This window comes from Allobosea sp. 117 (assembly GCF_000702305.1).
In the GTDB taxonomy this organism is placed as follows: Bacteria; Pseudomonadota; Alphaproteobacteria; order Rhizobiales; family Xanthobacteraceae; genus Ancylobacter.
The window spans coordinates 24,576-47,954 of record NZ_JNLC01000016.1 but is presented as its reverse complement, the minus strand read 5'-3'; the positions used below and the strand labels follow the sequence as shown (position 1 = coordinate 47,954).

The following is a 23,379-nucleotide window of genomic DNA, read 5'->3' as shown; positions in this document are numbered from 1 at the left end:
TGTGGCGAGAACGCCAGTCGGTGCGGTCAGGCCGGTCAGTCCAGCAATTCGCGATATCTCTTGCCGCTCCGCTCGAAATAGAACGGTACCGGCAGGCGGGGCGAGGCGCCGGCGGCGAGCCGCCCCTCGATCTCGCCGAGGATGGCGCGGGTGATGCCCGGCAGGTCGACCCCGCGCGCTTCCTCGAAGGTCAGCCAGCGCAGCTCGACGAGCTCCGAATCCGGCCCGACGACGCCCTCGATCCGATGCGCGACGTCGCGGACATCGGCCATGAAGAAGCGGGTGTCGAAGCGGCGCAGCCGTCCCGGAGGGGTGATCGCCCGCGCGACGAAGCTCAGCGCCTCGAGATTAGGAAAGACCTCGGCCTCCGCGAAGGCCTGCCAGCCGGCGGGCACCTTCGGAATGCCCAGCTCGCGCGTGCCGATGATGAGGCCGGTCTCCTCGAAGGTCTCGCGGATGGCGGCGAGCGCCAGCGCCCGCGCGCGGGAGGCGCTCGGACGGCCGACGCGGATGCCGAGCCGCCGCTCGCTCTCGCCCTCCAGCATGCCGAACACCGGCATGGCGCGGTCGCTCGGGTCGACCCGCCCGCCGGGGAAGACGAACTTGCCCGGCATGAACACCTGGCGCTGGTTCCGCTGGCCCATCAGCACGCGCGGCTTGCGGGCGGCGCGGTCGAGCAGCACCAGCGTCGCAGCGTCGACGGGACGGCGCACGGCCGGCTTCGGCGTCGCTGCAAGGGGAGCCGGCGCCTCGATCGCTTCGGTCGTGCTCATGCCCGCGCGGCCTCGGCGCGCTCGGTCGGCGGGAGGGGATCGTGCTCCTCGCTGGTCGGGTCGAAGCCGTGCATGCGCAGCGCCCATTGATAGGCGACGAGCGCCCCCTTCACCGGCGGCAGCAGCACCACGGCGAGGATGACCGTCAGCGGCAGCCACAGCGCCATGTGGATCCACAGCGCCGGATGCAGCGCCATCTCCACCGCCAGAAGCAGCGGCACGACGATATGGCCAACGATGGTGATCACCATATAGGGCGGCGCGTCATCGGCCCGGTGGTGCCACAGCTCCTCGCCGCAGGCGGGGCAGCGATCGTTCACCTTGAGAAAAGCGCGGTAGAGCCGGCCTTCGCCGCAGGCCGGACAGCGGCAGGCGAGCCCGCGCTTCATCGCCGTGCCCATCGGCCGGGTGGGCAATGCAGCGCTTGTGTGTGCCTGAACATTCATCGGCGTCTCCCGCGATGCGGCGCGCGGCCGGGGCGATCCTCGCCGCGCCGCGATCGGCCGCGTGGCGGCCGGCCCGCGCCCGCTACATAGGCGCCTTCGCTCAGAAGCTCAAATCGCAGGGCGCCGGCGACCGGCGCCGCCTCCACCAGCTTCACCTCGACCCGGTCGCCGAGCCTGTGCATCTCGCCGGTGCGCTCGCCGATCAGCGCATGGCGCGCCTCCTCGTAGCGGTAATAGTCCTGCCCGAGCGTCGCGGCGGGGATGAAACCGTCCGCACCGGTGTCGTCCAGCGCGACGAAAAGCCCCGCCCTCGTCACCCCGGCGATGCGCCCCTTGAAGGTCGCGCCGATCTGCTCGGCCATGTGGTGGGCGATCAGCCGGTCGATGGTCTCGCGCTCGGCCGACATGGCCCGGCGTTCTGCCGCCGAGATGCGAGCGGCGGTCTCGGCGAGCCCGTCGGGCGTCGTCGCCTCCGGCAGACCGTCGCGGCCGAACCCGAGCGCCCGGATCAGGCCGCGATGCACGATGAGGTCGGCATAGCGCCGGATCGGCGAGGTGAAATGCGCGTAGCGGCGCAGATGCAGGCCGAAATGGCCGTAATTCTCCTGCGCGTACTCGGCCTGCGCCTGGCTGCGCAGGATCACCTGATTGACCAGCGGCGCCAGTTCCGTGTCGTCCACGCGGGCGAGGATGCCATTGAAGTGCGAGGGACGGACCGTCTCCATCTTCGGCAGCTTGATGTCGAGCGTCTGCAGGAACTCGCGCAGCGAGGCGACCTTCTCCAGCGAGGGGGCGTCGTGCACGCGGTAGACGAGGGGGGTGCGCTTCTCCTCCAGCGTCTCGGCGGCCGCGACATTGGCGAGGATCATGAACTCCTCGATCAGCCGGTGCGCGTCGAGTCGCTCCGGCACGATCACCTTGTCGACCGTGCCATCGGGCTTCAGCAGGATCTTGCGCTCCGGCAGGTCGAGCTCCAGCGGCTCGCGGGCGTCGCGCGCCTTCTTCACCACCGCATAGGCGGCGTAGAGCGGGCGCAGCACCGGGTCGAGCAGAGGAGCGGTGATCTCGTCCGTCCGCCCCTCGATCGCCGCCTGCGCCTGCTGATAGGCGAGCTTGGCGGCCGAGCGCATCATCACGCGGTGGAAGCTGTGGCTCTTCTTGCGTCCGTTCGGGGCGATCACCATGCGCACGGCGAGCGCCGGGCGGTCCTCCAGCGGGCGCAGCGAGCACAGGTCGTTCGAGATGCGTTCGGGCAGCATCGGCACCACCCGGTCCGGGAAATAGACCGAGTTGCCGCGCACCGCCGCCTCGCGGTCGAGCGCGGAGCCGGGGCGGACATAGTAAGCGACGTCGGCGATGGCGACGGTGAGGATGAAGCCGCCGGCATTCTCCGGGTCGTCATCCGGCGCCGCATGCACGGCATCGTCATGGTCCTTGGCGTCCGGCGGGTCGATGGTGACGAGGGGCAGCGGGCGCCAATCCTCGCGCCCGGCCATCGACGCGGGCTTGGCCGCCTCGGCCTCGGCCAGCGTCTCGCGGCGGAAGACGTGGGGGATGCCGTGAGCGTGGATGGCGATCAGGCTCACCGCCTTTTCGGTAGCGAGCGAGCCCAGCCGCTCCTTCACCTTAGCGGTCGGCAGGCCGTAGGCGTGATGGCGCAGGATTTCCACGGCGACGAGGTCGCCTTCCTCCGCCCCGTTCTCGAAATCGGGCGGGATCGCCAGCTCCCGCCCCATGTTCCGCTTGTCGACCGGCACCAGCCGGCCGCCGCCCTGCCGGTCCTTGCGGAAGATGCCGAGCACCTGCGCGCGGGCCTTCTCGATCAGCTTCAGCACGCGCCCGGTATGGGTGACCTTGCCGTCGCCCTCGGGGATCTCCTCGGTGCGCAGCAGCACGCGGTCGCCGATCGCCGGGGTCGGCTGCGCCTCGCGCCGGCCGATGGCGGCGCGGCGGGCGAGCCGCACCAGGATGCGCGGCGGCTCGCCGTGCTCCTCCTCGTCCCAGTCGACCGGGGTGGCGATCAGCTCGCCGTCCTCGTCGCGCTCCACCACCTCCGCCATGACGACGGCGGGCAGGGCGCCGGGGACGTGAAGCTTCCGGCGCTTCTTGCCGATCAGCCCCTCGTCGGCCAGCTCGCGCAGCATCGCCTTCAGCGCGATGCGGTCCTGCCCGTCGAGGCCGAAGGCGCGGGAGATCTCCCGCTTGCCGACGTCGCCGCCATGCTCGGCGATGAAAGCGGTCAGCTCCTCGCGCGTCGGCATCCCGCGCGGGCGGCGCGGCTGGGCGGGTGTCTTGGTCTTCGGCTTGGGCGGCTTTCGCACGAGTCGGATATCCTTGAAGCAATGGGCGACGCTAACCCACCCGGCAGGTCACGTCGACGCGGGCGACGGGGCATCGGGTCCGGGGGCGGCGCCTGGAACGGGGGGAGACATCATGGGCGGTTGGCGGACGGGCATTCTCATTGCGATTCTCGCGGCGGCGGCCGGTTTCGGCGCGGGCTACTGGCGTTGGGGCTGGCCGGTCGACTGGTATGCCGGCCACGATGCCGCCGCGCTGCCGGCGGGCACCGACGACCCGGTCCGCTATGGCTGGCAGCTCGTCATCTCGACGCCGGAGCATATCGGCCGCAACGCCGCCGCGCCGGCGATGCGCTACGCCGGCAACGACCTCGCCTGCACCAATTGCCACCTGAATGCGGGCAGGCAGGCCTATGCCGCGCCCTTCATCTCCACCTTCACCAGCTTTCCGATGATCTCGGACGACCGCTACCTGACGCTCGCCGACCGCATCAACGGCTGCATGACGCGCAGCATGAACGGCCGGCCGCTGCCCGGCGACAGCCGCGAGATGGAGGCGTTCATCGCCTATATCCGCTTCGTCGGGCAGGGTTCGCCGAGCGACATCCGCATCCCCGGCATGGGCCTGCGCCCGCTCCCCGCACCGAAGCAGGCGCCCGACGCGACGCGCGGGCGCACCGTCTATGCGGCGAGTTGCGCCCGCTGCCACGGCCCGGAGGGAGCCGGCAGCAGGCTGGAGCCGCCGCGCATCGGCTATGCCGCGCCCCCGCTGTGGGGGGAGGATTCCTTCAACGCCGCCGCCGGCATGGCCGACATGCGGATCGCCGCCGCCTTCGTGCGCGCCAACATGCCGTTCGAGACCACCTATGACGATCCCTCGCTCAACGACCAGCAGGCCTGGGACGTCGCCGCCTTCGTCACGACGCAGCCGCGCCCGGCCGGTCCCCAGCGCACGCCGTGACCGCCGGTTTCCCGGCACCGCCCTATGAGCGCATTGTGATCGAAATCGGCTGCCGGGGGTGCCGAGAGACTTGAATGCCGTTTGCGTACCTGCAATTTGGCGCCACGTCGATCTGGCGGCGATCGGCGTGCGGAACGAGAAAATGGATACGCGTACACCAGGAAGCGACGCCCACGCGCCGGAGAAGCTCAGCCCGGCCGATATCCGCGCTGTCCTGACCGGCGTCATGCTCGCCATGTTCCTCGGCGCGCTCGACCAGACCATCGTCTCGACCGCGCTGCCGACCATCGGTGTCGCCTTCGGCGATGTCGAGAACCTGCCCTGGATCGTCACCGCCTATCTGCTCACCGCCACCGCGGCGACCCCGCTGGTCGGCAAGCTCGCCGACATCCACGGGCCGCGCCCGGTGCTGCGGGTGGGCATCGCGCTGTTCCTTGTCGGCTCGGTGATGTGCGCGCTGGCGCCGAGCATGCTGTGGCTGATCATCGGCCGCGCGGTGCAGGGAGCCGGCGGCGGCGGGCTGATCTCGCTCGCCCAGACCATCATCGGGCTGATGGTGGCGCCGCGCGAGCGTGGCCGCTACCAGGCCTATTTCGCCGCCGTGTTCATGACCTCGAGCATCTCCGGGCCGGTGCTGGGCGGCTTCTTCGCCGAGCATCTGCACTGGTCGCTGATCTTCTGGATCAACCTGCCGATCGGCCTCGTCGCCGCCTTCGCCAGCGACCGGGCGCTGCGGCGCCTGCCGCCGCACGAGCACCCCCACCGGCTCGATTTTATCGGCGCGCTGCTGATGTGCGCCGCCACCACGGCGCTGCTGCTGGCGCTGAGCTGGGGCGGTACGCAATATGCGTGGTCCTCGCCGGTGGTGCTCGGATTGCTCGGCCTCTCGGCGCTGCTCTGGGCGAGTTTCGCGGTGCGCATCTTCACCGCCATCGAACCGCTGCTGCCGCTCTCGGTGCTCGCCAATCCGGTGGTCGCCGCCTGCGTGGTCGCCGCCGCCTTCGCCATGGGCACCATGGTCGGGCTGTCGATCGAGATTCCCCTGTATCTCGAAGGCGTGCAGCACCTGTCGTCGAGCCAGTCCGGCGTGACGCTGATCGCGCTGATGGCCGGCGTGGTGGTGGGCGCGAGCCTGACCGGCCGGATCATGGGCCGCGTCGCCCATTACAAGCCGATCCCGCTGGTCGGGCTGAGCTGCGCCATCGCCGCCCTTGCCGGCATGGCGGTGCTGTCGGAAGCCCTCGCGACGCGTCCTGCCGCCTTCGCGGCTCTGCTCGCGGTCGCCGGCATCGGTCTCGGCACCGCGCTGCCGGTCACCACCGTGGCGATCCAGAACGCGGTGCCGATCGCGCAGATCGGTACGGCGACGGCGGTGATGAACTTCTTCCGCTCGCTCGGCTCGGCGGTGCTGACCGCCGCCTTCAGCGCGATCGTGCTGGGCCTGATCGATGTCGGCGGCGAGGTGTCGGCGCAGATGCTGATCGAGAAGGGCATGGCGGACCAACTCGCGGCGGCCTTCCACTGGGTGTTCGCCGCGAGCGCTGTCTCGCTGGGCGTCTCGCTGCTCGCCATCGTGCTGATGGAGGAGCGCCCGCTGCGCACCACGGTGCACACGACCAGCGCGGTGGAATAGGCCGCGCTGGAATCGTCAATCACTTGCGGGAGCGATCCCGGATACGGCCGGTCGGCCGTTCCGGGATGACGCGGAAGAGCCCTCAGCCCTTCGCGGCCTTCTTCGCCGGCGCCTTCGCGCTGCTCGCCTTCTTCGGCGCCGCCTTGGCCTTCGCCGGCGCCTTGGCGGTCGCGCTCTTTGCCGTACTGCTCTTGCGCGCCGGGCGGGCCGGGGAGGTCTCGGCCTTGGCGGCGATCAGCTTCACCGCCTCGTCGAGCGTGACGGCCTCCGGATCGGTCCCCTTCGGCAAGGTGGCGTTGACCTTGCCGTGGTTCACATAGGCGCCGAACCGGCCCGGACGCACCGAGATCACGCCGCCCAGCGTCGGATGCTCGCCGAGCTCGCGCCCCGCCGGCGCGCCGCGCCGTCCGCCCGGACCCTTGTTCTGCTTGTCGGCGATCAGCGCCACGCCGCGGTTGAGGCCGATGGAGAGCACGTCGTCGCCGGAATCGAGATTGGCGTAGGTCCGGCCCATCTGCACATAGGGGCCGAACTTGCCGATGCCGGCGAGGATCGGCTCGCCGGTTTCGGGGTGGTGGCCGATCTCACGCGGCAGCGCGAGCAGCGCCAGCGCGGTTTCGAGGTCGACATCGGCCGGCGCGAGGCCCTTCGGCAGGCTGGAGCGCTTCGGCTTCTCGCCGTCCTTGCCCTCGCCGAGCTGCAGATAGGTGCCGAAACGCCCGTCGCGCAGCGTCACTTCGAGCCCGCTCTCCGGGTCGGTGCCGAGCACCCGGGTGCCGGTGGTCTCGGCCTCGCCGTTCTCGCCGTTCTGGACTGCGAGGGGGCGGGTATATTTGCACTCGGGATAGTTCGAGCAGCCGATGAAGGCGCCGAACTTGCCGACCTTGAGCGACAGCCTGCCGGTGCCGCAGGTCGGGCACAGGCGCGGGTCGCTGCCGTCCTCCTTGGGGGGGAAGATGTGGGCGGTCAGCATCTCGTCGAGCGCGGCGATGACGTCGGAAACTCGCAATTCCTTGGTTTCGCCCACGGCCGCCGAGAAATCGCGCCAGAAGTCGCGCAGCACGTCCTTCCAGTCGAGCTCGGCGGCGGAGATACGGTCGAGCTTCTCCTCGAGATCGGCGGTGAAGTCGTACTCGACATAGCGGTCGAAGAAGCTCTCGAGGAAGGCGGTGACCAGCCGCCCCTTGTCCTCCGGCACCAGCCGACGCTTGTCGAGCCGCACATATTCGCGCTCGCGCAGCACGGCGAGCACCGAGGCATAGGTCGAGGGCCGGCCGATGCCGAGCTCTTCCATGCGCTTGACCAGCGAGGCTTCCGAATAGCGCGGCGGCGGCTCGGTGAAATGCTGGTCGGCCTTGATACCACGATTGGCCAGCGGCTCGCCGGCCGACATGGCGGGCAGGCGGCGATTCTCGTCGTCCTCCTCCTCGTCGTCGCGGCCTTCGCGATAGAGGGTGAGGAAGCCATCGAACTTCACCACCGAGCCGGTGGCGCGCAGCTCCAGCGCGCGCCCGCCGGCATTGGCGTCGATATCGACCGTGGTGCGCTCGATCTCAGCCGATTCCATCTGGCTCGCGACGGTGCGCAGCCAGATCAGCTCGTAGAGCTTCGCTTGATCGGGTTCGAGATGGCGCACGACGTCCTTCGGGCGCCGGCCGACATCGGTCGGGCGCACCGCTTCGTGGGCTTCCTGCGCGTTCTTCGCCTTGGCGGTGTATTTGCGCGGCACGGACGGCACGTAGCGGTCGCCATATTCCCGGCCGATCACCGCGCGGGTGGCGGCCACCGCCTCCGGCGCCATGTCGACGCCGTCTGTACGCATATAGGTGATGAGGCCGACCGTCTCGCCGCCGATGTCGACGCCCTCATAGAGGCGCTGCGCGATGCGCATGGTGGTCGCCGGCGCAAGGCCGAGCTTGCGGCTCGCTTCCTGCTGCAGCGTCGAGGTGGTGAAGGGCGGGTAGGGGTGGCGCTTGCCGGGCTTCGCCTCGACCGAGCGCACGCTGTATTTGGCCGCTTCCAGCGCCGCGCGGAAGGCGCTCGCCTCCTCGGCGGTGCCGACGTCGAGGCGGCTGATCTTCTTGCCGTCGGCGCCGACCAAGCGCGCCTCGAAGGTCTCGCTGCGCGGGGTGGCGAGGGTGGCGGCGATCGACCAGTATTCGCGCCGGACGAAGGTCTCGATCTCCATCTCGCGGTCGCAGACGAGGCGGAGCGCCACCGACTGCACGCGCCCGGCCGAGCGGGCGCCCGGCAGCTTGCGCCAGAGCACCGGCGAGAGGGTGAAGCCGACCAGATAATCGAGCGCCCGGCGGGCGAGATAGGCATCGACAAGCGCCGCGTCGATCATGCGCGGGTGCTTCATCGCCTCGGTCACCGCCTGCTTGGTGATGGCGTTGAAGACCACGCGGGCGATCGGCTGGTCCTTGAGGGCGCGCTTTTCCTTCAGCACTTCCAGCACGTGCCAGGAGATCGCCTCGCCCTCGCGGTCGGGGTCGGTGGCGAGGATCAGGCCATCGGCCGCCTTCACCGCCCGGGCGATGTCGGACAGGCGCTTCTGTGCCTTGGGATCGACGTCCCACAGCATGCGGAAATCGTGCTCGGGATCCACCGAGCCGTCCTTGGCGGGCAGGTCGCGCACGTGGCCGTAGGAGGCGATCACCTCGTAGCCCGGCCCGAGATATTTGTTGATCGTCTTCGCCTTTGCCGGCGATTCGACGATGACGACCTGCATGCGCCCGCTATGTCCTTTGAGAGAGGGGTCAGTCCCGAAGAGGCGGGGAAAATGGGGGAGCACCGCTCACCTGTCAAATGCCCAAGACGCAAAGGCTCGCACGATGAGACCGACGCTCGTCTTTTGACGAGCGGGCGTCGCGCGGGGGCAACGGCGCGAGAGGGCGGCTGAAACCATAAGTTGCGCACCAATAATATACGATATTACAGGTAGAATGATCCTTCAGCGCGATGATACGTTGCGCGAAAGGCCGCCCCTCGCGGTCCGGCAAAGCTCACGAGCAGGTGGACGATCACAGATGCCTCATGGATCGGACAGCCGCCGCCAGACGGCGGACTACATCGCCGAGATGGCGCAGGAGCTGGCGCGAATCGCCGCGCAGCACGACTTCCAGGTTCTCCAGCACCTGCTCCAGATGGCCTGGGAGGAGGCGAGGTCGATCGCGCATGCCGACACCAAGCGGGCCGAAGGCTGAAAGCGGGTGGAAGGCTGAAAGCCGGGCGGAACCGGACTCAGGCGAGCGACACGCCGCCGCCGGGATGCCGTTCGAGCCGGCCGGCGATCTCAAGCTCCATGAGCACGATCTGCACCTCGGCGGCCGAGCTGCCCGACAGCGCGACGAGGTCGTCGACCGCGACCGGCGAGGGGCCGAGCAGCGCGAGGATGCGTCCGCGCGCGTCCTCGCTCGGCTCGCCGGCGAGCGGATCGCCGTCCCCCGGCTCCGCGATGCGGGGCGGCTCGGCGCGGCCGCGCAGCGGCGCCAGCGCGTCCAGTATGTCGGCGGCTTCCGTCACCAGCGTGGCGCCCTGCTTGATCAGCCGGTTGGTGCCCGCCGCCCTTGGATCGAGCGGCGAGCCCGGCACCGCGAACACTTCGCGCCCTTGCTCGCCGGCGAGGCGGGCGGTGATCAGCGAGCCGGAGCGCTCCGCTGCCTCGACCACCACGATGCCGAGCGCGACTCCCGAGACCAGGCGGTTGCGGCGAGGGAAGTCGCGGGCGCGCGGCTCCCACCCCATCGGCATCTCCGAGACGACTGCGCCCTGCTCGACGATCCGCTCCAGCAGGGCGAGGTTCTCCGGCGGGTAGGGGCGGTCGTGCCCGCCGGCCAGCACCGCCAGCGTGCCGCTCGGAAGGCTTGCCTCGTGCGCGCTTGCGTCGATGCCGCGGGCGAGGCCGGAAGCGATCACCCAGCCGGCCGTGCCCAGCGCCTGCGCCAGCCGCGCCGCCATGGTGCGCCCGGCGCCGGAGGCGTTGCGCGCGCCGACCATGGCGATCATCGGCTCGGCGAGCAGCTCACGCCGCCCGCGCACGGCGAGCAGAGGCGGGGCGTCGTCGACGGCGCGCAGCGCCGGCGGATAGTCCTCCTCGCCGAGCGCGACGAAGACGCCGCCGAGCCGCGCCAGCCTGGCGATCTCGTCTTCCGCCTCGGCGATGCCCGGCACGCGCGGCGCCAGCAGCCCGCCGCCGCGACGGGCGAGGGCCGGCAGCGCCTCGATCGCCGCCGCCGCGCCGCCGAATCGGCCGATCAGGTTGCGGAAGGTACGCGGCCCGACATTCTCGGTCCGCATCAGCCGGAGCCAGTCCCGGCGCTGGATGTCGTCGAGACGCAGCCCGCGCGGCGCCACGCCTCAGGCCTTCCCGCCGATCTTGCCCTCGGTGCCGGCGAGGAGCCGGCCGATATTGGCGCGATGCATGAACCACAGCAGCGCGGTGAGGATAGCGAGCAGCACCGCGATGTTGCCGGCACCCATCAGGGATGCCGCGATAACGGTGGCGACGCTCGCGACCAGCGCGGACAGCGAGGAATAGCGCAGCGCGAAGGCCAGGCCGAGCCAGACGGCGGCGAAGACAAAGGCGGCGGGCCATAGCAGGCCGAGCGTCACCCCGAGGAAGGTCGCCACCCCCTTGCCGCCCTTGAAGCCAAGCCAGACCGGGAAGATGTGGCCGAGAAAGGCGCCAAGGCCGCCGAGCAGCGCGCCCGGCTCGCCGAAGAAGTGCCCCATCAGCAGCACCGCAGCCGTGCCCTTCAGCATGTCGCCGGCGAGCGTCGCGGCGGCCAGCTCCTTGCGGCCGGTGCGCAGCACGTTGGTGGCGCCGATATTGCCCGAGCCGATCGAGCGGATGTCGGCGGTGCCGGCGAGGCGGGTGAGGATCAGCCCGAACGGGATCGATCCGAACAGATAGCCGACGGCAAGGCTCAGCAGGCTCGGCAGCAGGGGCCAACTCATGTGGGCGGCCTCGTTGGTTGGCGTGTTTGTTTCCTTGAGCCCCTCCCGGTATCCAGGTGATCCGGGAACGCGCTCGCTTCGAGGCGTCGGGCATGATCCGGCCGGATCATGCCCGCGCCGTCAAACGTATTCGTACACCGTCCGCCCGGCAACGAGCGTGCGCACCACGCGCCCCTCGAACCGGGCCTCGTCGAACGGCGTGTTGCGGGAGCGCGACTTGAGCGAGGCGGCATCGAGCAGCCACGCCTCGTCCGGGTTGAGGATCGCGATGTCGGCCGGGCTGCCGGGGCGCAGGCTTCCGGCATTGAGCTCGAGCAACTGCGCCGGGCGGGTCGACATGGCGCGGATCAGCGTCATCAGCGAGACGTCGCCGCTGTTCACCAGCCGCAGCCCGGCGGCCAGCATGGTCTCAAGCCCGATGGCGCCGAACGCCGCCTCCGAGAAGGGCAGGCGCTTCACCTCGACGTCCTGCGGGTTGTGGTCGGAGACGATGACGTCGATCAGCCCCGTCTCCAGTGCCGCCACCAGCGCCGCCCGGTCCTCCTCGATGCGCAGGGGCGGCGAGAGCTTGAAGAATGTGCGGTAGCCGACGACGTCGCGCTCGTTCAGCGTCAGGTGGTTGATCGAGGCGGAGGCGGTGACGGAAAGCCCGTCCTCCTTCGCCCGACGCAGCACCGCGAGCGATTCCGGGCAGGTGAGGGAGGCCGCGTGGTAGCGCCCGCCGGTGATCCCCGCGAGCCGCACGTCGCGCTCGAAGACGATGGTCTCCGCCGCCTTCGGCACGCCGGCAAGGCCGAGCCGCGAGGCGAGCTCGCCCTCGTTCATCACGCCCTCGGAGAGCGTCGCGTCCTGCGTGTGGTGCACGATAAGCGCGTCGAAGTCGCGGGCATAGATCAGCGCCCGGCGCAGCACCTGCGCGGAGGCGACCGAGCTCGCCGCATCGGTGAAGGCGACCGCGCCCGCCGCCCGCAGCAGGCCGATCTCGGTCATCTCGCGGCCCTGCAGGCCCTTGGTCAGCGCCGCCATCGGGTGGACCCGCACGATCGCGGTGTCGCGCGCGCGCCGCATCACGAAGTCGACGATGGCCGGCTCGTCGATCACCGGGTCGGTGTCGGGCTGGCAGATGATGGTGGTGACGCCGCCCGCCGCCGCCGCCTGGCTGGCCGAGGCGAGCGTCTCGCGGTGCTCGGCGCCCGGCTCGCCGATATAGGCGCGCATGTCGACGAGGCCCGGCACCACGATGAGGCCGCGGCAGTCGACGATCTCGGTGCCGTCGGGCAGGCCGGCCTGGGCGAGGCCGGGGGCGATGTCCTTCACCTCGCCGTCGTCGATCAGCAGATCGGCAACGATGTCGAGGTCGCGGGACGGGTCGACGACGCGCCCGCCTTTGAGAAGGGTGGGGCGCAGCTCAGGCATTGGGCAGGTTCCGGGACAGCGCGTCGAGCACCGCCATGCGTACGGCGACGCCCATCTCGACCTGCTCGCGGATCAGCGACTGCGCGCCGTCCGCGACCGCCGAATCGATCTCGACGCCGCGATTCATCGGGCCGGGGTGCATCACCAGCGCGTCCGGCTTGGCGTGGCGCAGCTTGGCCTCGTCGAGGCCCCAGTAGTGGAAATATTCCTTCACCGAGGGCACGAAGGAGCCGCTCATCCGCTCGCGCTGCAGGCGGAGCATCATCACGATGTCGACGTCCGCAAGCCCGGTGCGCATGTCGCGATGCACCTCGACGCCGAAGCGCTCGATATCGCGCGGAAGCAATGTGGAGGGGCCGACGACACGCACCTGCGCACCGAGCGTGTGCAGCAGCAGGATGTTCGAGCGGGCGACGCGCGAATGCAGGATGTCGCCGCAGATCGCGACGGTGAGGCCCTCGATCCGTCCCTTGTTGCGGCGGATGGTCAGCGCGTCGAGCAGCGCCTGCGTCGGATGCTCATGGGCGCCGTCGCCGGCATTGATCACCGAGCAGTCCACCTTGCGGGCCAGCAGCTCGACCGCGCCGGAGGCGGAATGGCGCACGATGATCATGTCGGGGTGCATGGCGTTCAGCGTCGCCGCGGTGTCGATCAGGGTCTCGCCCTTCTTCACCGACGAGTTGCCGATCGACATGTTCATCACGTCGGCGCCGAGCCGCTTGCCGGCGAGCTCGAAGGACGACTGGGTGCGGGTGGAGGCTTCGAAGAACAGGTTGATCTGGGTGCGCCCGCGCAGCGTGGCGCGCTTCTTCTCGACCTGCCGGTTGAGCGTCACGAACTGCTCGGCGAGGTCGAGGAGCCCGGTGATCTCCTCGGCCGAAAGCCCCTCGATGCCCAGCAGGTGCCGGCGCGAGAGGGTGAAGGAATCCGTCGGGTTCGATGTCATATCGAAGTCGGCTGGATAGACGCAGCCGGCCCGACCCGCAAGCACATTAGCGGGATGTCCAGACGATTCCCGCACAGAGCGCCGGCGCGCGCCCCTCACCTTGGTGAGGCTCGGGTGCCCGGCCCCGATCGGCGTGATGGCGCTTCGGGCCCCGTCAGCAGAATGCAAGATCGCGCCGGCGGTGTTCCGGAACCCTCGGAGCGCTGCGGCGTTGTTCGGCAGGCAGATGATGATATTTGTCGAAATACCGTCACGGAAAGGCCACGGTCCATTCAGTTGATATTCACCGGAATGGACAGAAACTTCGTCATCGATCATGTCGAGGGCGACGTGATTTCAGGAGTATTCCCATGATGGCTTCGCGTAAGGCCAAGGTGGCGGTGGGTCTCGGCTTTGCCGCGACGCTTGCCGCGTCCACCATTGCCCCCGTCTCGGCTGCGCCCCTCGGTGCCGCCAATCTCGGCCTTGCCTCCAGCCTGCCGGCGCAGACCGAGCAGGTGCGCTGCAATGGCTGCTGGGTCGCCGGCGGCGTTGCGGCCGGCGTGCTTGCCGGTGCGGCGATCGCCGGTGCGGCCAACCGTGGCTATTACGGTCCCCCGCCGGCCTATTATGAGCCGCCGCCGGTGGTCTACGCTCCCCCGCCGCCGGTGGTCTATGCCCCGGCGCCGCGCGCTTATGCCTATGGCAAGTGCTGGGTGCAGACCGGCCCGTATCGCGGCCAGGGCTATTACGGCCCCTGCTGATAGCGGCGCGGAGCCTGAATTTCGGACGGCGGGTCGCAGGGCCCGCCGTTTTCGTTTTCAGATGCGGAAATAGCTGACGGCGCTGATCGTCAGCGGCAATGTCACCACGGCGCAGAGGATCTGCACCGTGAGCATCTCGGCGAGCAATTGCGCGTCGCCGCCCATCTGCCGCGCCAGCACATAGCCGTTCGGCGCCGAGGGCACCGCCGCCGCGATGGCGACGACGACCAGATCGACGCCCTTGAGACCGCAGGCGATCCCGATGCCGATGCAGAGGGCTGGCATCACCGCAAGCTTCAGCACGCAGGACACCCATGTCGCGGCGCGTGGATTGCGCAGGCCGGCGATGTGCAGCCCGGCCCCGACCACCAGCAGCCCGAGCGCCAGCGAGGCGCGCCCGAGTATGTCCCCGAAGGTGACCAGCACCGGCGGCACGGGGATATGGAAGAGGTTGATCACTATGCCCAGCAGGCACGACCAGATGAATGGGTTGCGCGCGATCTGCATCAGGATCGCCCTCAGCCCCGGCGTCGCGTTGCCGCCGTAGCGCGCCAGCGTCACCACGCTGAGGATGTTGGCGACCGGTATGATCACCGCGATCGCCACCGCCGCCACGGCGAGCCCGGCCGCGCCCTCCAGCCCGCCGGCGATGGCGAGGCCGACATAGGTGTTCCAGCGCAGCGCGCCCTGGTAGAGCGAGGTGTAGCCCGGTCCGTCCAGCCCGAGGATCCGGCTTGCCGGCACCCGCGTCGCCGACAACAGCAGCGCCATGATCGCCAGCCCGCCGAGCAGGGCAATGCATACGCCGATCACCGCCACGCCGCCGAGCTCGGCGCGGCCGATGCTCACCACGATCAGTGCCGGGAACAGCACGAAATAGGTCAGCCGCTCCAGCGCCAGCCAATGGCTCGCCTCCGGCAGCAGGCCGCGCTTCAGCGCCACCCCGAGCGCGACGACGAGGAACACCGGAAGCAGGGCGGCGAGAACACTCGACATGGCTCAGCCGCCGTTGGCGCCCAGTCCGCGCAGCCGGTCGAGCGCGCCCTGCAGGATGAAGGCGGCGGCGTGCTGATCGATCACGGCGGCCCTTTTCGCGCGGCTGACATCGGCGCCGATGAGCTCGCGCTCCACCGCCGCGGTCGACAGGCGTTCGTCCCACAGCGCGATCGGCAGCTCGGTGAGCCGCGCGAAATTGCGGGCGAAGGCGCGCGTCGACTGGGCGCGCGGGCCTTCCGAGCCGTCCATGTTCACCGGCAGGCCGAGCACGAAGCCGACCACGCCGCGCGCCCGCGCAAGCTCCAGGATGCGCGCCGCGTCGGGCGTGAACTGCTTGCGGGCGATGGTCTCGACGGCGGTGGCGAGGCGCCGCTCCGGATCGCAGCTCGCCACGCCGATGGTCTTGGTGCCGAGATCGAGCCCGATCAGCGCTCCGCGCGCCGGGATCAGCGCGGCGGCCTCGATGAGCGGGAGTACGGGAGCGGTCATGGTGCTGCGCTATCACGCCGCCTGCCGCAACGCCAGACGGCGCGAAGCTCTAGCGGACCGGAACTGCGCCCCTGTTCCGTGATTGGTGGATGCGCTGGCGCAGATGCGCCTGCGCTCTTGTGTGCGCGGGCTTCGGCCCTATGTTCCGCCGAGTTCAGAGGGGAGACACGCGATGAAGATCACCTGGTACGGACACTCCGCCTTCCGGCTCGATTTCGCCGACAAGGTCGTGCTGATCGACCCGTTCCTGTCCGGCAACCCGTCCTTCGCGTCGAGTCGCGACGTCGCCGTGCTCGGCACTACCCATATCCTGCTCACCCACGGCCATGGCGACCATGTCGGCGACACCGTGGCGATCGCCGAATCGACCGGCGCGACGGTCGTCGCCAATGCCGAGATCGCCACCTGGCTGTCCTCGCTCGGGGTGAAGAAGCTCGATCCGATGAACACCGGCGGCACGACCGACCAGGGCGGCTTCAAGGTGAGCTTGGTGCGCGCCGACCATTCGTCGAGCGACATGACCGACGCCCGCATGGTCTATCTCGGCAATCCGAACGGCATCATCGTGAAAGCCCCCGGCGAGCCTGTGGTCTGGCACATGGGCGACACCGACATCTTCTCGGACATGGCGCTCATCGCCGAGATCCATAAACCGGACGTCGTAATCGTGCCGATCGGCGACCGCTACACGATGGGCCCCGAGACCGCGGCGCTGGCGGTGAAGCGCTATCTCGGCGGCCTCACCGTCATCCCCGGTCATTACGGCTCCTTCCCGCCGCTGGAGCCGACCGCCGACCGCTTCGTGTCGCTGGTGGGCGGGGAGGCGACCGTGAAGGTACTGGTGAGCGGCGAGCCGGTCGAGCTCAAGCTCTGAGGGCAGGGGCAGCGCGCGTTGCGGGGCGGGCGGCCGCCCTGCTATAGGGCGCACCAGTCTTTTCAAGGTGCAAGGAACGCGTATGTCGGTCGATCAGGCGACGGTCCGGCGGGTGGCGCATCTCGCGCGCATCGCCGTGACGGAGGACGAGGTGGCTCATCTTCAGGGTGAGCTCAATGCGATCCTCGCCTTCGTCGACGAGCTCGGCGAGGTCGATGTCACCGGCGTCGAGCCGATGACCAGCGTCACCCCGATGAAGCTGCCCATGCGCGAGGACGTGGTGAACGACGGCGGCTACCCCGCGCGCGTTCTCGCCAACGCGCCGGCCGCCGAGGACGGCTTCTTCGCCGTTCCGAAAGTGGTGGAGTGATCCCATGAGCAAGCTCACCGACCTCACCATCACCGCCGCCCGCGAGGGCCTCGCGCAGGGCCGCTTCTCGGCGCTGGAGCTGACCGACGCCTATCTTTCCGCCATCGAGCCGGCCGGCGACCTCAACGCCTATGTGCTCACGACGCCGGAGAAGGCGCGCGCCATGGCGCAGGCGAGCGACGCGCGCATCGCGAAAGGCGAAGCCGGACCGCTCGAAGGCATTCCGCTCGGCATCAAGGACATGTTCGCGACGGAGGGCGTGCGCTCCACCGCCTGCTCGAACATCCTCAAGAACTTCGTGCCGACCTATGAATCGACCGTCACCGCCCATCTCTGGCGCGACGGCGCGGTGCTGCTCGGCAAGCTGAACCAGGACGAGTTCGCCATGGGCTCGTCGACCGAATCGAGCGCCTTCGGCCCGGCGGTGAACCCCTGGCGGCGCAACGGCTCCTCGCAGCCGCTGGTGCCCGGCGGCTCCTCCGGCGGCTCGGCGGCGGCCGTGGCGGCGCATATCTGCGCCGGCGCGGCCGGCACCGACACAGGCGGCTCGATCCGCCAGCCGGCGGCCTTCACCGGCACCGTCGGCATCAAGCCGACCTATGGCCGCTGCTCGCGCTGGGGCATCATCGCCTATGCCTCCTCGCTCGATCAGGCGGGCCCGATCGCCCGCTCGGTGAATGACGCGGCCATCCTGCTGCGCTCCATGGCCGGTCACGACCCGAAGGATTCGACCTGCGCCGATCGTCCGGTGCCGCATTACGAGGACGCGGTCGGCCGCTCGGTGAAGGGCATGCGCATCGGCATCCCGAAGGAATACCGGGTCGACGGCATGTCGGCCGAGATCGCGAGCCTGTGGGAGCAGGGCGCGCAGTGGCTGCGCGAGGCCGGCGCCGAGGTGGTCGAGATCAGCCTGCCGCACACCAAATACGCGCTGCCCTCCTATTACATCGTGGCGCTGGCCGAGGCCTCCTCGAACCTCGCCCGTTATGACGGCGTGCGCTACGGCGAGCGCGTTCCCGGCCGCGACATCGTCGAGATGTACGAGAAGACCCGTGCGAGCGGCTTCGGCGCGGAGGTTCGCCGGCGCATCATGATCGGCACCTACGTGCTCTCTGCCGGCTATTACGACGCCTATTACCTGAAGGCGCAGAAGGTGCGCACGCTGATCAAGCGCGACTTCGAGGAGGCCTTCGCGGCCGGCGTTGATGCCGTGCTGGCGCCGGCCACCCCTTCGGCGGCTTTCGGCATCGGCGAGAAGTCCGGCGCCGATCCGGTCGAGATGTATCTGCAGGACGTGTTCACGGTGACGCTGAACATGGCCGGCCTGCCAGGCATTGCCGTGCCGGCGGGGCTCTCCTCCGAGGGGCTGCCGCTCGGCCTGCAGCTCATCGGCCGTCCGTTCGACGAGGAGACGCTGTTCTCGCTCGGGCAGGTGCTGGAGGATTCCGCCGGCCGCTTCCCGTGCCCGGACCGCTGGTGGGAATGATGGCCCGCGATCTGCCGGAGAGCGAGCAGGCGCTGGCGCCCTTCCGGGCGGAGATCGATGTCATCGACGCTGCCATCGTCGAGCTGCTGGCGAAGCGCTTCGAGGTGGTGAAGCACGTCATCGCCGTGAAGCGCGCGGAGGGCATCGCCGCCCTGCTGCCGGAGCGCGTCGAGGACGTCGTCGAGAAGGTGATGGCCGAGGCCGAGACTCGCGGCGTGCCGCCCGAGCTGGTCGAGAAGCTCTGGCGCGTGCTGATCGCCTGGGTTGTCGCCTACGAGAACGAGCGGCTGGGTTAGGGCGCGCCTTAGGTCACCGGGTCCCCGTTCCACGCCCGGAAATGCCCGGCGTTGCGGCAGAAATCCGGCGGCTCGGCGCCTTCCGGATGCGCCGCGAGCCAGTCGCGGCAGGCCTCGCCGTCGCGGCAGCCTAGACAGCGCTGCGCGGCGGCACGCAACGTGTCGTCGTCCGGCGTGCGCGGGTCGTCGAATGGCTTGATGCCGGCATGGTCGCGCATCATCGTGCGGAATAGCGCGAGGCGCTCGTCGATCGTATCCACCCGCATCGGCCAAGCCTCCCGTTTGTCGGCAGATCGTGGCGAATGGTGCGTCGGGATGGGGCAGGGAGCCTTGATCTCGCGCAATGCCATCGCCATCGGTTGTCAGCGGGGCCACGCACGGGGTAGGGAACGTGCGCAGTGAACGCGATGGCGTAGAGCCGCCAACCAGCAGGTCTGACCGATGAACATGCACGCCCGCCCCGCCGACCCGAAGAAGCTGATCAAGGGCGCGACCGGCGACTGGGAAGTGGTGATCGGCATGGAGATCCATGCGCAGGTCACCTCCAACTCTAAGCTGTTCTCCGGCGCCTCCACCGCGTTCGGCGGCGAGCCCAACTCCCACGTCTCCCTGGTCGACGCCGCCATGCCCGGCATGCTCCCGGTGATCAACGAGGAATGCGTGAAGCAGGCGGTGCGCACCGGCCTCGGCCTGAAGGCCGGCATCAACCTGAAATCGGTGTTCGACCGGAAGAACTATTTCTACCCCGACCTGCCGCAGGGCTACCAGATCAGCCAGTACAAGAGCCCCATCGTCGGCGAGGGCGTGGTGCTGGTCGACATGCCGGAAGGTACCATCGAGATCGGCATCGAGCGCCTGCATCTCGAGCAGGACGCCGGCAAGTCGATCCACGACCAGCACCCGGCGCTGTCGCTGGTCGACCTCAACCGCTCGGGCGTTGCGCTGATGGAGATCGTCTCCAGGCCGGACCTGCGCTCCTCGGACGAGGCCAAGGCCTATGTGACCAAGCTGCGCTCGATCCTGCGCTATCTCGGCACCTGCGACGGCGACATGGAGAAGGGCAACCTGCGCGCCGACGTGAACGTCTCGGTGCGCAAGCCCGGCGATGATTTCGGCACGCGCTGCGAGATCAAGAACGTCAACTCGATCCGCTTCATCGGCCAGGCGATCGAGGCCGAGGCGCGCCGGCAGATCGGCATCATCGAGGACGGCGGCACCATCGACCAGGAGACCCGGCTGTTCGACCCGAACAAGGGCGAGACGCGCTCCATGCGCTCCAAGGAAGAGGCGCACGACTACCGCTATTTCCCCGATCCGGACCTGCTGCCGCTGGAATTCGACCAGGCCTTCGTCGACGAGCTGGCCGCGCATCTGCCCGAGCTGCCGGACGAGAAGAAGGCGCGCTTCATCTCGGCCTATGGCCTCTCCGCCTATGACGCCGACGTGCTGGTCGCCGAGAAGGACACGGCGGCCTATTACGAGGAGGTGGCGAAGGGGCGCGACGCCAAGGCGGCGGCGAACTTCGTCATCAACGAGCTGTTCGGCCGGCTGAACAAGGAAGGCCGCGACATCGAGACCTCGCCGGTTTCGCCGGCGCAGATCGGCGCCATCGTCGATCTGATCGCCGACGGCACGATCTCCGGCAAGATCGCCAAGGACCTGTTCGAGATCGTGTTCACCGAAGGCGGTGATCCGCGCGCCATCGTCGAGGAGCGCGGCATGAAGCAGGTGACCGACACCGGCGCCATCGAGGCGGCGGTCGACGCCATCATCAAAGCCAACCCCGACAAGGTGGAGCAGGTGAAGGCCAAGCCCACCATGCTCGGCTGGTTCGTCGGCCAGGTGATGAAGCAGACCGGCGGCAAGGCCAACCCGCAGGCGGTGAACGAGCTGCTCAAGGGCAAGCTCGGCATCTGAGGCGAAGCGGCGCTGAGCGCCCGCTGCAGCCTGTCTCGAACAAGCGCCGGCTGAACGTCTTCAAGACGGGTGTTGAGCCGGCGGGGATTCCGCCGGCCCTTCGGTTTCCTTCAGGCGCGGCGCCCGCTCACGGCAGGCACTTGGCCATGAAGACGTGCCAGGCCTTGGCGCCGGAGACGTTGTTCTTCGCCTTGTAGTCCTTCCAGCCGTCGTTGCACTTGGCGAGGTCTTCCTTCGCGGTGCCGCTATCCTCGTCGTCGTTCTTGGCGGAGGCCTGCGTCGGCTTGGGCGCGGTCGTGGAGGACGGCTTGGCCGTGGAGGTGGACGGCTTGGCCGGCGTCGTGGCGGCCGCATCGTCGCCGGACGACATGCACTGCTTGGAGAACTGCTGGTAGGTCAGGTTGCCGGTCTGGTTCTTGGCTTTCATCGCGTTCCACTGATCGGCGCACTGCTTCATCGTGTTCTGAGCGTGCACCGGAGTGGAAAGCGCGCCGACCGTCAGCACCGAAACCGTGGCGAATGCGGCGAAAGTGAGAGATTTGGCGGGGAAGGGCATTTGAACCTCCGAGGCGGATTCGGGCCGTGCGTGGGGCCGAACGCTTGTTGAATCAGTCGCTTGCGTGTGGCCGACCGGAAACGGCACGGATCGGCTCGCGCAAGGATTGTTGAGCCGCTATACGGCGCCTTCAAGTCTGTTTGATGTAACCGGTAACCTCTCGGCTTCGAGCCGGGAGTGAGGCTTCATGCTCCGGGCACGACATCCATCCTGCCCCGCTTGCCAGCGCTCGCGATGAGTTTTACGCATGTGGCGGAAACGCGGCCCGGCTCGCGCCGTCGCGCGGCAAATCGAAGGCGGATGCGATGGCGCAGCTTCAGACCCAGCCGATCGAGCTCCATTACTGGCCGACGCCGAACGGCTGGAAGATCAGCATCATGCTGGAGGAGTGCGGGCTGCCCTACACGGTGATTCCGGTGAACATCGCCAAGGGCGACCAGTTCAAGCCGGACTTCCTCGCCATCTCGCCGAACAACAAGATGCCGGCCATCGTCGATCCCGAGGGGCCGGACGGCAAGCCGATCTCGGTGTTCGAATCGGGCGCCATCCTGCTCTATCTGGGCCGCAAGACCGGCCTGTTCTATCCGGCGGACGAGCGCGGCCGGGTCGAGGTCGAGCAATGGCTGTTCTGGCAGATGGGCGGCCTCGGCCCGATGGCCGGACAGGCCCATCATTTCCGCATCTACGCGCCGGAGAAGCTGCCCTACGCCATCGAGCGCTACTCCAACGAGGTGCACCGCCTCTATGGCGTGATGAACACGCGGCTGCGCGACCGGGCCTTCCTCGCCGGCGACTATTCCATCGCCGACATCGCCTGCGTCGGCTGGGCCAAGCTGTGGCAGCGCCAGGGCATCGATATCGCCGAATTCCCGCATTTCGCGCGCTGGCTGGAGACGATGCTGGCGCGTCCCGCGGTGCAGCGCGGACTCAAGGTGAACGCCGAGGATCGCGGCAAGATCGACATCGCCACCGACACGGAAGCCCAGAAGATCCTGTTCGGCCAGCGCGCGCGCTGAGCGGCAGCCGCAAAGGGACCTGTCCGCAATTCGGACGTATCGGCGGAGCAACCTGGCGTAAGGCTGGCCTCGCCCTTGCACGTCGTGCCAGCATTGCGGGAGCCCCACTGACGGACAGACGCGATGTCGGACATGGACCCGGCCGGCGCCGAGCATGCGGCCATCTCGGACGACTATACCGAAGGCCTCATCGGCTCCATCGCCGGCGAGGCGCTGCGGCGGGCCGTGATGGTGGCCTGGATGTCGGTGCTGCTGGGCATCGTCATCCAGCTTCTGCTGATGGCGGTCCGGCTCGGTTTGGGCGAGGCCTGGCCGGGCGTGGCGATCATCGGCGAGTTCGCCCATGGCGTGAGCTGGGCGATGCTGGTGTGCATCGGTCTCGCGGTAGGCACGGTCGCCGGTCGCGACCGCACCCTTGTCATGGGCCTGCTGGGGCTGATCTCGGGTCCCGTCGCATGGGGCGTCGCCAAGGGCGTGCAGCGCACCGTGCAGAGCGCGACCGGCGTCACCCCGTCCGAGGTCGACGGCTTCTTCTACATCGCCTGCGCCATCAAGGGCGTGGAATATGCCGTTCTCGGCGCCGCGCTCGGCTATATGTCCATGCATGCCGTGACCCGTATCCGCAGCTATATGCTGCTCGGCGCGGCGGTCGGTCTCGCCGCGGCGACGGCGGTGGTGACGCTGAATGTCTGGCGCGCGGGCCATGGCGGGGCGCCTCTGCTGCCGGTGCGGCTGGCCGGAACGGCGCTGAACGAGTTCATCTTTCCGGTCGGCTGTGCGCTGGTCATCTGCATGGCGCTGCGGATGAAGCGGCTGGTGGGGCTGCAATAGGCCTTGACCGCGTACGGCTGGAAACCCTAGACAGGTCGCCGCCGGTGGCGACCCCGGCTGGAGACGTGGCCGAGAGGCTGAAGGCACTCGTTTGCTAAATGAGCAGACCCCCAAAAGGGTCTCGAGGGTTCGAATCCCTCCGTCTCCGCCAACTACCCTCTTCGCCAATGTAAAACGGCGTTCAAATCCGAACGAAAGATCCGGGCGTTTCTGACGGGTCACAGTAAGGCGCCGGTTCCGCCATTCGCGTTTGCAGGCGACGAGCAAGCCGATCCGTCCAGCCTGTGGCGCGGCGGGGCAGTTTTGCTGCTTGATTTCCCTCAATGCACGGCGTGATGTTCTAATGTCATTTGCCTGAGCGGACCGGCGCAAGC

23 protein-coding genes and 1 tRNA gene are annotated in these 23,379 nt (G+C 69.0%); 12 read left to right on the top strand and 12 right to left on the bottom strand.

Translation table 11 applies throughout. The features are described 5' to 3' along the window. Positions 1–35: 35 nt before the first annotated feature. The 3 genes from U742_RS0116985 to rnr are packed head-to-tail and all read right to left on the bottom strand — an operon-like array spanning position 36 to position 3,480. Complete coding sequence (locus U742_RS0116985; RefSeq protein ID WP_029355155.1) at positions 36–773, bottom strand: NUDIX hydrolase; 738 nt, start codon at positions 771–773, stop codon at positions 36–38. Next, a complete protein-coding gene (locus U742_RS0116980; protein WP_029355153.1) occupies positions 770–1,219 on the bottom strand; it encodes a DUF983 domain-containing protein in 450 nt (149 codons plus the stop codon). The genes U742_RS0116985 and U742_RS0116980 overlap by 4 nt, the downstream gene beginning before the upstream one ends. Then, positions 1,216–3,480: a ribonuclease R gene (gene rnr, locus U742_RS0116975; protein WP_029355152.1), complete on the bottom strand. Its 2,265-nt coding sequence runs from the start codon at positions 3,478–3,480 to the stop codon at positions 1,216–1,218. Before rnr ends, U742_RS0116980 begins: the two co-directional genes overlap by 4 nt. Before the next feature lie 172 nt (positions 3,481–3,652). Here rnr and U742_RS22210 point away from each other — a divergent pair, with 172 nt between their 5' ends. Both U742_RS22210 and U742_RS0116965 read left to right on the top strand, forming a co-directional pair. After that, entirely contained in the window at positions 3,653–4,477 is an 825-nt protein-coding gene (locus U742_RS22210; RefSeq protein ID WP_051661281.1) for a c-type cytochrome, read from the top strand. Between the two features lie 142 nt (positions 4,478–4,619). Then, complete coding sequence (locus U742_RS0116965) at positions 4,620–6,110, top strand: MDR family MFS transporter (protein WP_029355147.1); 1,491 nt, start codon at positions 4,620–4,622, stop codon at positions 6,108–6,110. An 82-nt stretch (positions 6,111–6,192) separates the two neighbouring features. Here the strand turns inward: U742_RS0116965 and topA are convergent, their stop codons facing one another. Then, a complete protein-coding gene (topA, locus tag U742_RS0116960) occupies positions 6,193–8,841 on the bottom strand; it encodes a type I DNA topoisomerase (RefSeq protein ID WP_029355145.1) in 2,649 nt (882 codons plus the stop codon). Between the two features lie 298 nt (positions 8,842–9,139). Here topA and U742_RS23260 point away from each other — a divergent pair, with 298 nt between their 5' ends. After that, positions 9,140–9,316 (top strand): hypothetical protein, encoded by a 177-nt coding sequence (locus tag U742_RS23260; protein WP_156034260.1) that lies wholly within the window; start codon positions 9,140–9,142, stop codon positions 9,314–9,316. Positions 9,317–9,353: 37 nt separating this feature from the next. On the opposite strand, the gene dprA is transcribed toward U742_RS23260, so the two are convergent. The 4 genes from dprA to U742_RS0116935 all read right to left on the bottom strand — a co-directional run bounded on the left by dprA (position 9,354) and on the right by U742_RS0116935 (position 13,431). After that, entirely contained in the window at positions 9,354–10,466 is a 1,113-nt protein-coding gene (gene dprA, locus U742_RS0116950; RefSeq protein WP_029355143.1) for a DNA-processing protein DprA, read from the bottom strand. A 3-nt stretch (positions 10,467–10,469) separates the two neighbouring features. Next, positions 10,470–11,069 (bottom strand): glycerol-3-phosphate 1-O-acyltransferase PlsY, encoded by a 600-nt coding sequence (plsY, locus tag U742_RS0116945; RefSeq protein WP_029355142.1) that lies wholly within the window; start codon positions 11,067–11,069, stop codon positions 10,470–10,472. Between the two features lie 120 nt (positions 11,070–11,189). Continuing rightward, positions 11,190–12,485: a dihydroorotase gene (locus U742_RS0116940; RefSeq protein ID WP_029355141.1), complete on the bottom strand. Its 1,296-nt coding sequence runs from the start codon at positions 12,483–12,485 to the stop codon at positions 11,190–11,192. Continuing rightward, positions 12,478–13,431: an aspartate carbamoyltransferase catalytic subunit gene (locus tag U742_RS0116935; protein WP_029355140.1), complete on the bottom strand. Its 954-nt coding sequence runs from the start codon at positions 13,429–13,431 to the stop codon at positions 12,478–12,480. The genes U742_RS0116940 and U742_RS0116935 overlap by 8 nt, the downstream gene beginning before the upstream one ends. Before the next feature lie 350 nt (positions 13,432–13,781). Here U742_RS0116935 and U742_RS0116930 point away from each other — a divergent pair, with 350 nt between their 5' ends. After that, positions 13,782–14,174 carry a hypothetical protein gene (locus U742_RS0116930; RefSeq protein WP_051661280.1) on the top strand — a complete coding sequence of 131 codons (393 nt, stop codon included), beginning with the start codon at positions 13,782–13,784 and terminating at the stop codon, positions 14,172–14,174. 57 nt (positions 14,175–14,231) lie between these two features. Here the strand turns inward: U742_RS0116930 and U742_RS0116925 are convergent, their stop codons facing one another. Both U742_RS0116925 and ruvX read right to left on the bottom strand, forming a co-directional pair. Beyond that, on the bottom strand, positions 14,232–15,170 hold the full coding sequence (locus U742_RS0116925; protein ID WP_029355135.1) for an AEC family transporter: 939 nt from the start codon (positions 15,168–15,170) through the stop codon (positions 14,232–14,234). Positions 15,171–15,173: 3 nt separating this feature from the next. Next, positions 15,174–15,659, bottom strand: coding sequence for a Holliday junction resolvase RuvX (ruvX, locus tag U742_RS0116920; protein ID WP_029355133.1), 486 nt, complete (start codon positions 15,657–15,659; stop codon positions 15,174–15,176). Between the two features lie 172 nt (positions 15,660–15,831). Here ruvX and U742_RS0116915 point away from each other — a divergent pair, with 172 nt between their 5' ends. The 4 genes from U742_RS0116915 to U742_RS0116900 all read left to right on the top strand — a co-directional run bounded on the left by U742_RS0116915 (position 15,832) and on the right by U742_RS0116900 (position 18,685). Then, positions 15,832–16,533, top strand: coding sequence for a metal-dependent hydrolase (locus U742_RS0116915; RefSeq protein ID WP_029355131.1), 702 nt, complete (start codon positions 15,832–15,834; stop codon positions 16,531–16,533). 82 nt (positions 16,534–16,615) lie between these two features. Further along, positions 16,616–16,903 (top strand): Asp-tRNA(Asn)/Glu-tRNA(Gln) amidotransferase subunit GatC, encoded by a 288-nt coding sequence (gene gatC, locus U742_RS0116910; RefSeq protein ID WP_029355129.1) that lies wholly within the window; start codon positions 16,616–16,618, stop codon positions 16,901–16,903. Positions 16,904–16,907: 4 nt separating this feature from the next. Next, positions 16,908–18,389: an Asp-tRNA(Asn)/Glu-tRNA(Gln) amidotransferase subunit GatA gene (gene gatA / locus U742_RS0116905; protein ID WP_029355127.1), complete on the top strand. Its 1,482-nt coding sequence runs from the start codon at positions 16,908–16,910 to the stop codon at positions 18,387–18,389. Next, the gene (locus U742_RS0116900) at positions 18,389–18,685 is read left to right on the top strand and encodes a chorismate mutase (RefSeq protein ID WP_029355125.1); all 297 of its coding nucleotides are present in this window, start codon (positions 18,389–18,391) and stop codon (positions 18,683–18,685) included. The genes gatA and U742_RS0116900 overlap by 1 nt, the downstream gene beginning before the upstream one ends. An 8-nt stretch (positions 18,686–18,693) precedes the next feature. On the opposite strand, the gene U742_RS22205 is transcribed toward U742_RS0116900, so the two are convergent. Beyond that, the gene (locus tag U742_RS22205; RefSeq protein WP_248310400.1) at positions 18,694–19,029 is read right to left on the bottom strand and encodes a DUF6455 family protein; all 336 of its coding nucleotides are present in this window, start codon (positions 19,027–19,029) and stop codon (positions 18,694–18,696) included. A gap of 103 nt (positions 19,030–19,132) precedes the next feature. Between U742_RS22205 and gatB the strand changes: the two genes are divergently transcribed. Then, positions 19,133–20,602 (top strand): Asp-tRNA(Asn)/Glu-tRNA(Gln) amidotransferase subunit GatB, encoded by a 1,470-nt coding sequence (gene gatB / locus U742_RS0116885; protein WP_029355122.1) that lies wholly within the window; start codon positions 19,133–19,135, stop codon positions 20,600–20,602. A gap of 127 nt (positions 20,603–20,729) precedes the next feature. Here the strand turns inward: gatB and U742_RS22650 are convergent, their stop codons facing one another. Continuing rightward, the gene (locus U742_RS22650) at positions 20,730–21,158 is read right to left on the bottom strand and encodes a hypothetical protein (RefSeq protein WP_029355120.1); all 429 of its coding nucleotides are present in this window, start codon (positions 21,156–21,158) and stop codon (positions 20,730–20,732) included. 305 nt (positions 21,159–21,463) lie between these two features. Here U742_RS22650 and U742_RS0116875 point away from each other — a divergent pair, with 305 nt between their 5' ends. From U742_RS0116875 to U742_RS0116860, 3 genes are all read left to right on the top strand, one after another. Then, positions 21,464–22,174: a glutathione S-transferase N-terminal domain-containing protein gene (locus U742_RS0116875; RefSeq protein WP_029355118.1), complete on the top strand. Its 711-nt coding sequence runs from the start codon at positions 21,464–21,466 to the stop codon at positions 22,172–22,174. Between the two features lie 123 nt (positions 22,175–22,297). Beyond that, a complete protein-coding gene (locus tag U742_RS0116865) occupies positions 22,298–23,005 on the top strand; it encodes a hypothetical protein (protein ID WP_029355111.1) in 708 nt (235 codons plus the stop codon). Positions 23,006–23,064: 59 nt separating this feature from the next. Then, positions 23,065–23,156, top strand: a tRNA-Ser gene (locus tag U742_RS0116860). The last annotated feature ends 223 nt before the right edge of the window (positions 23,157–23,379 follow it).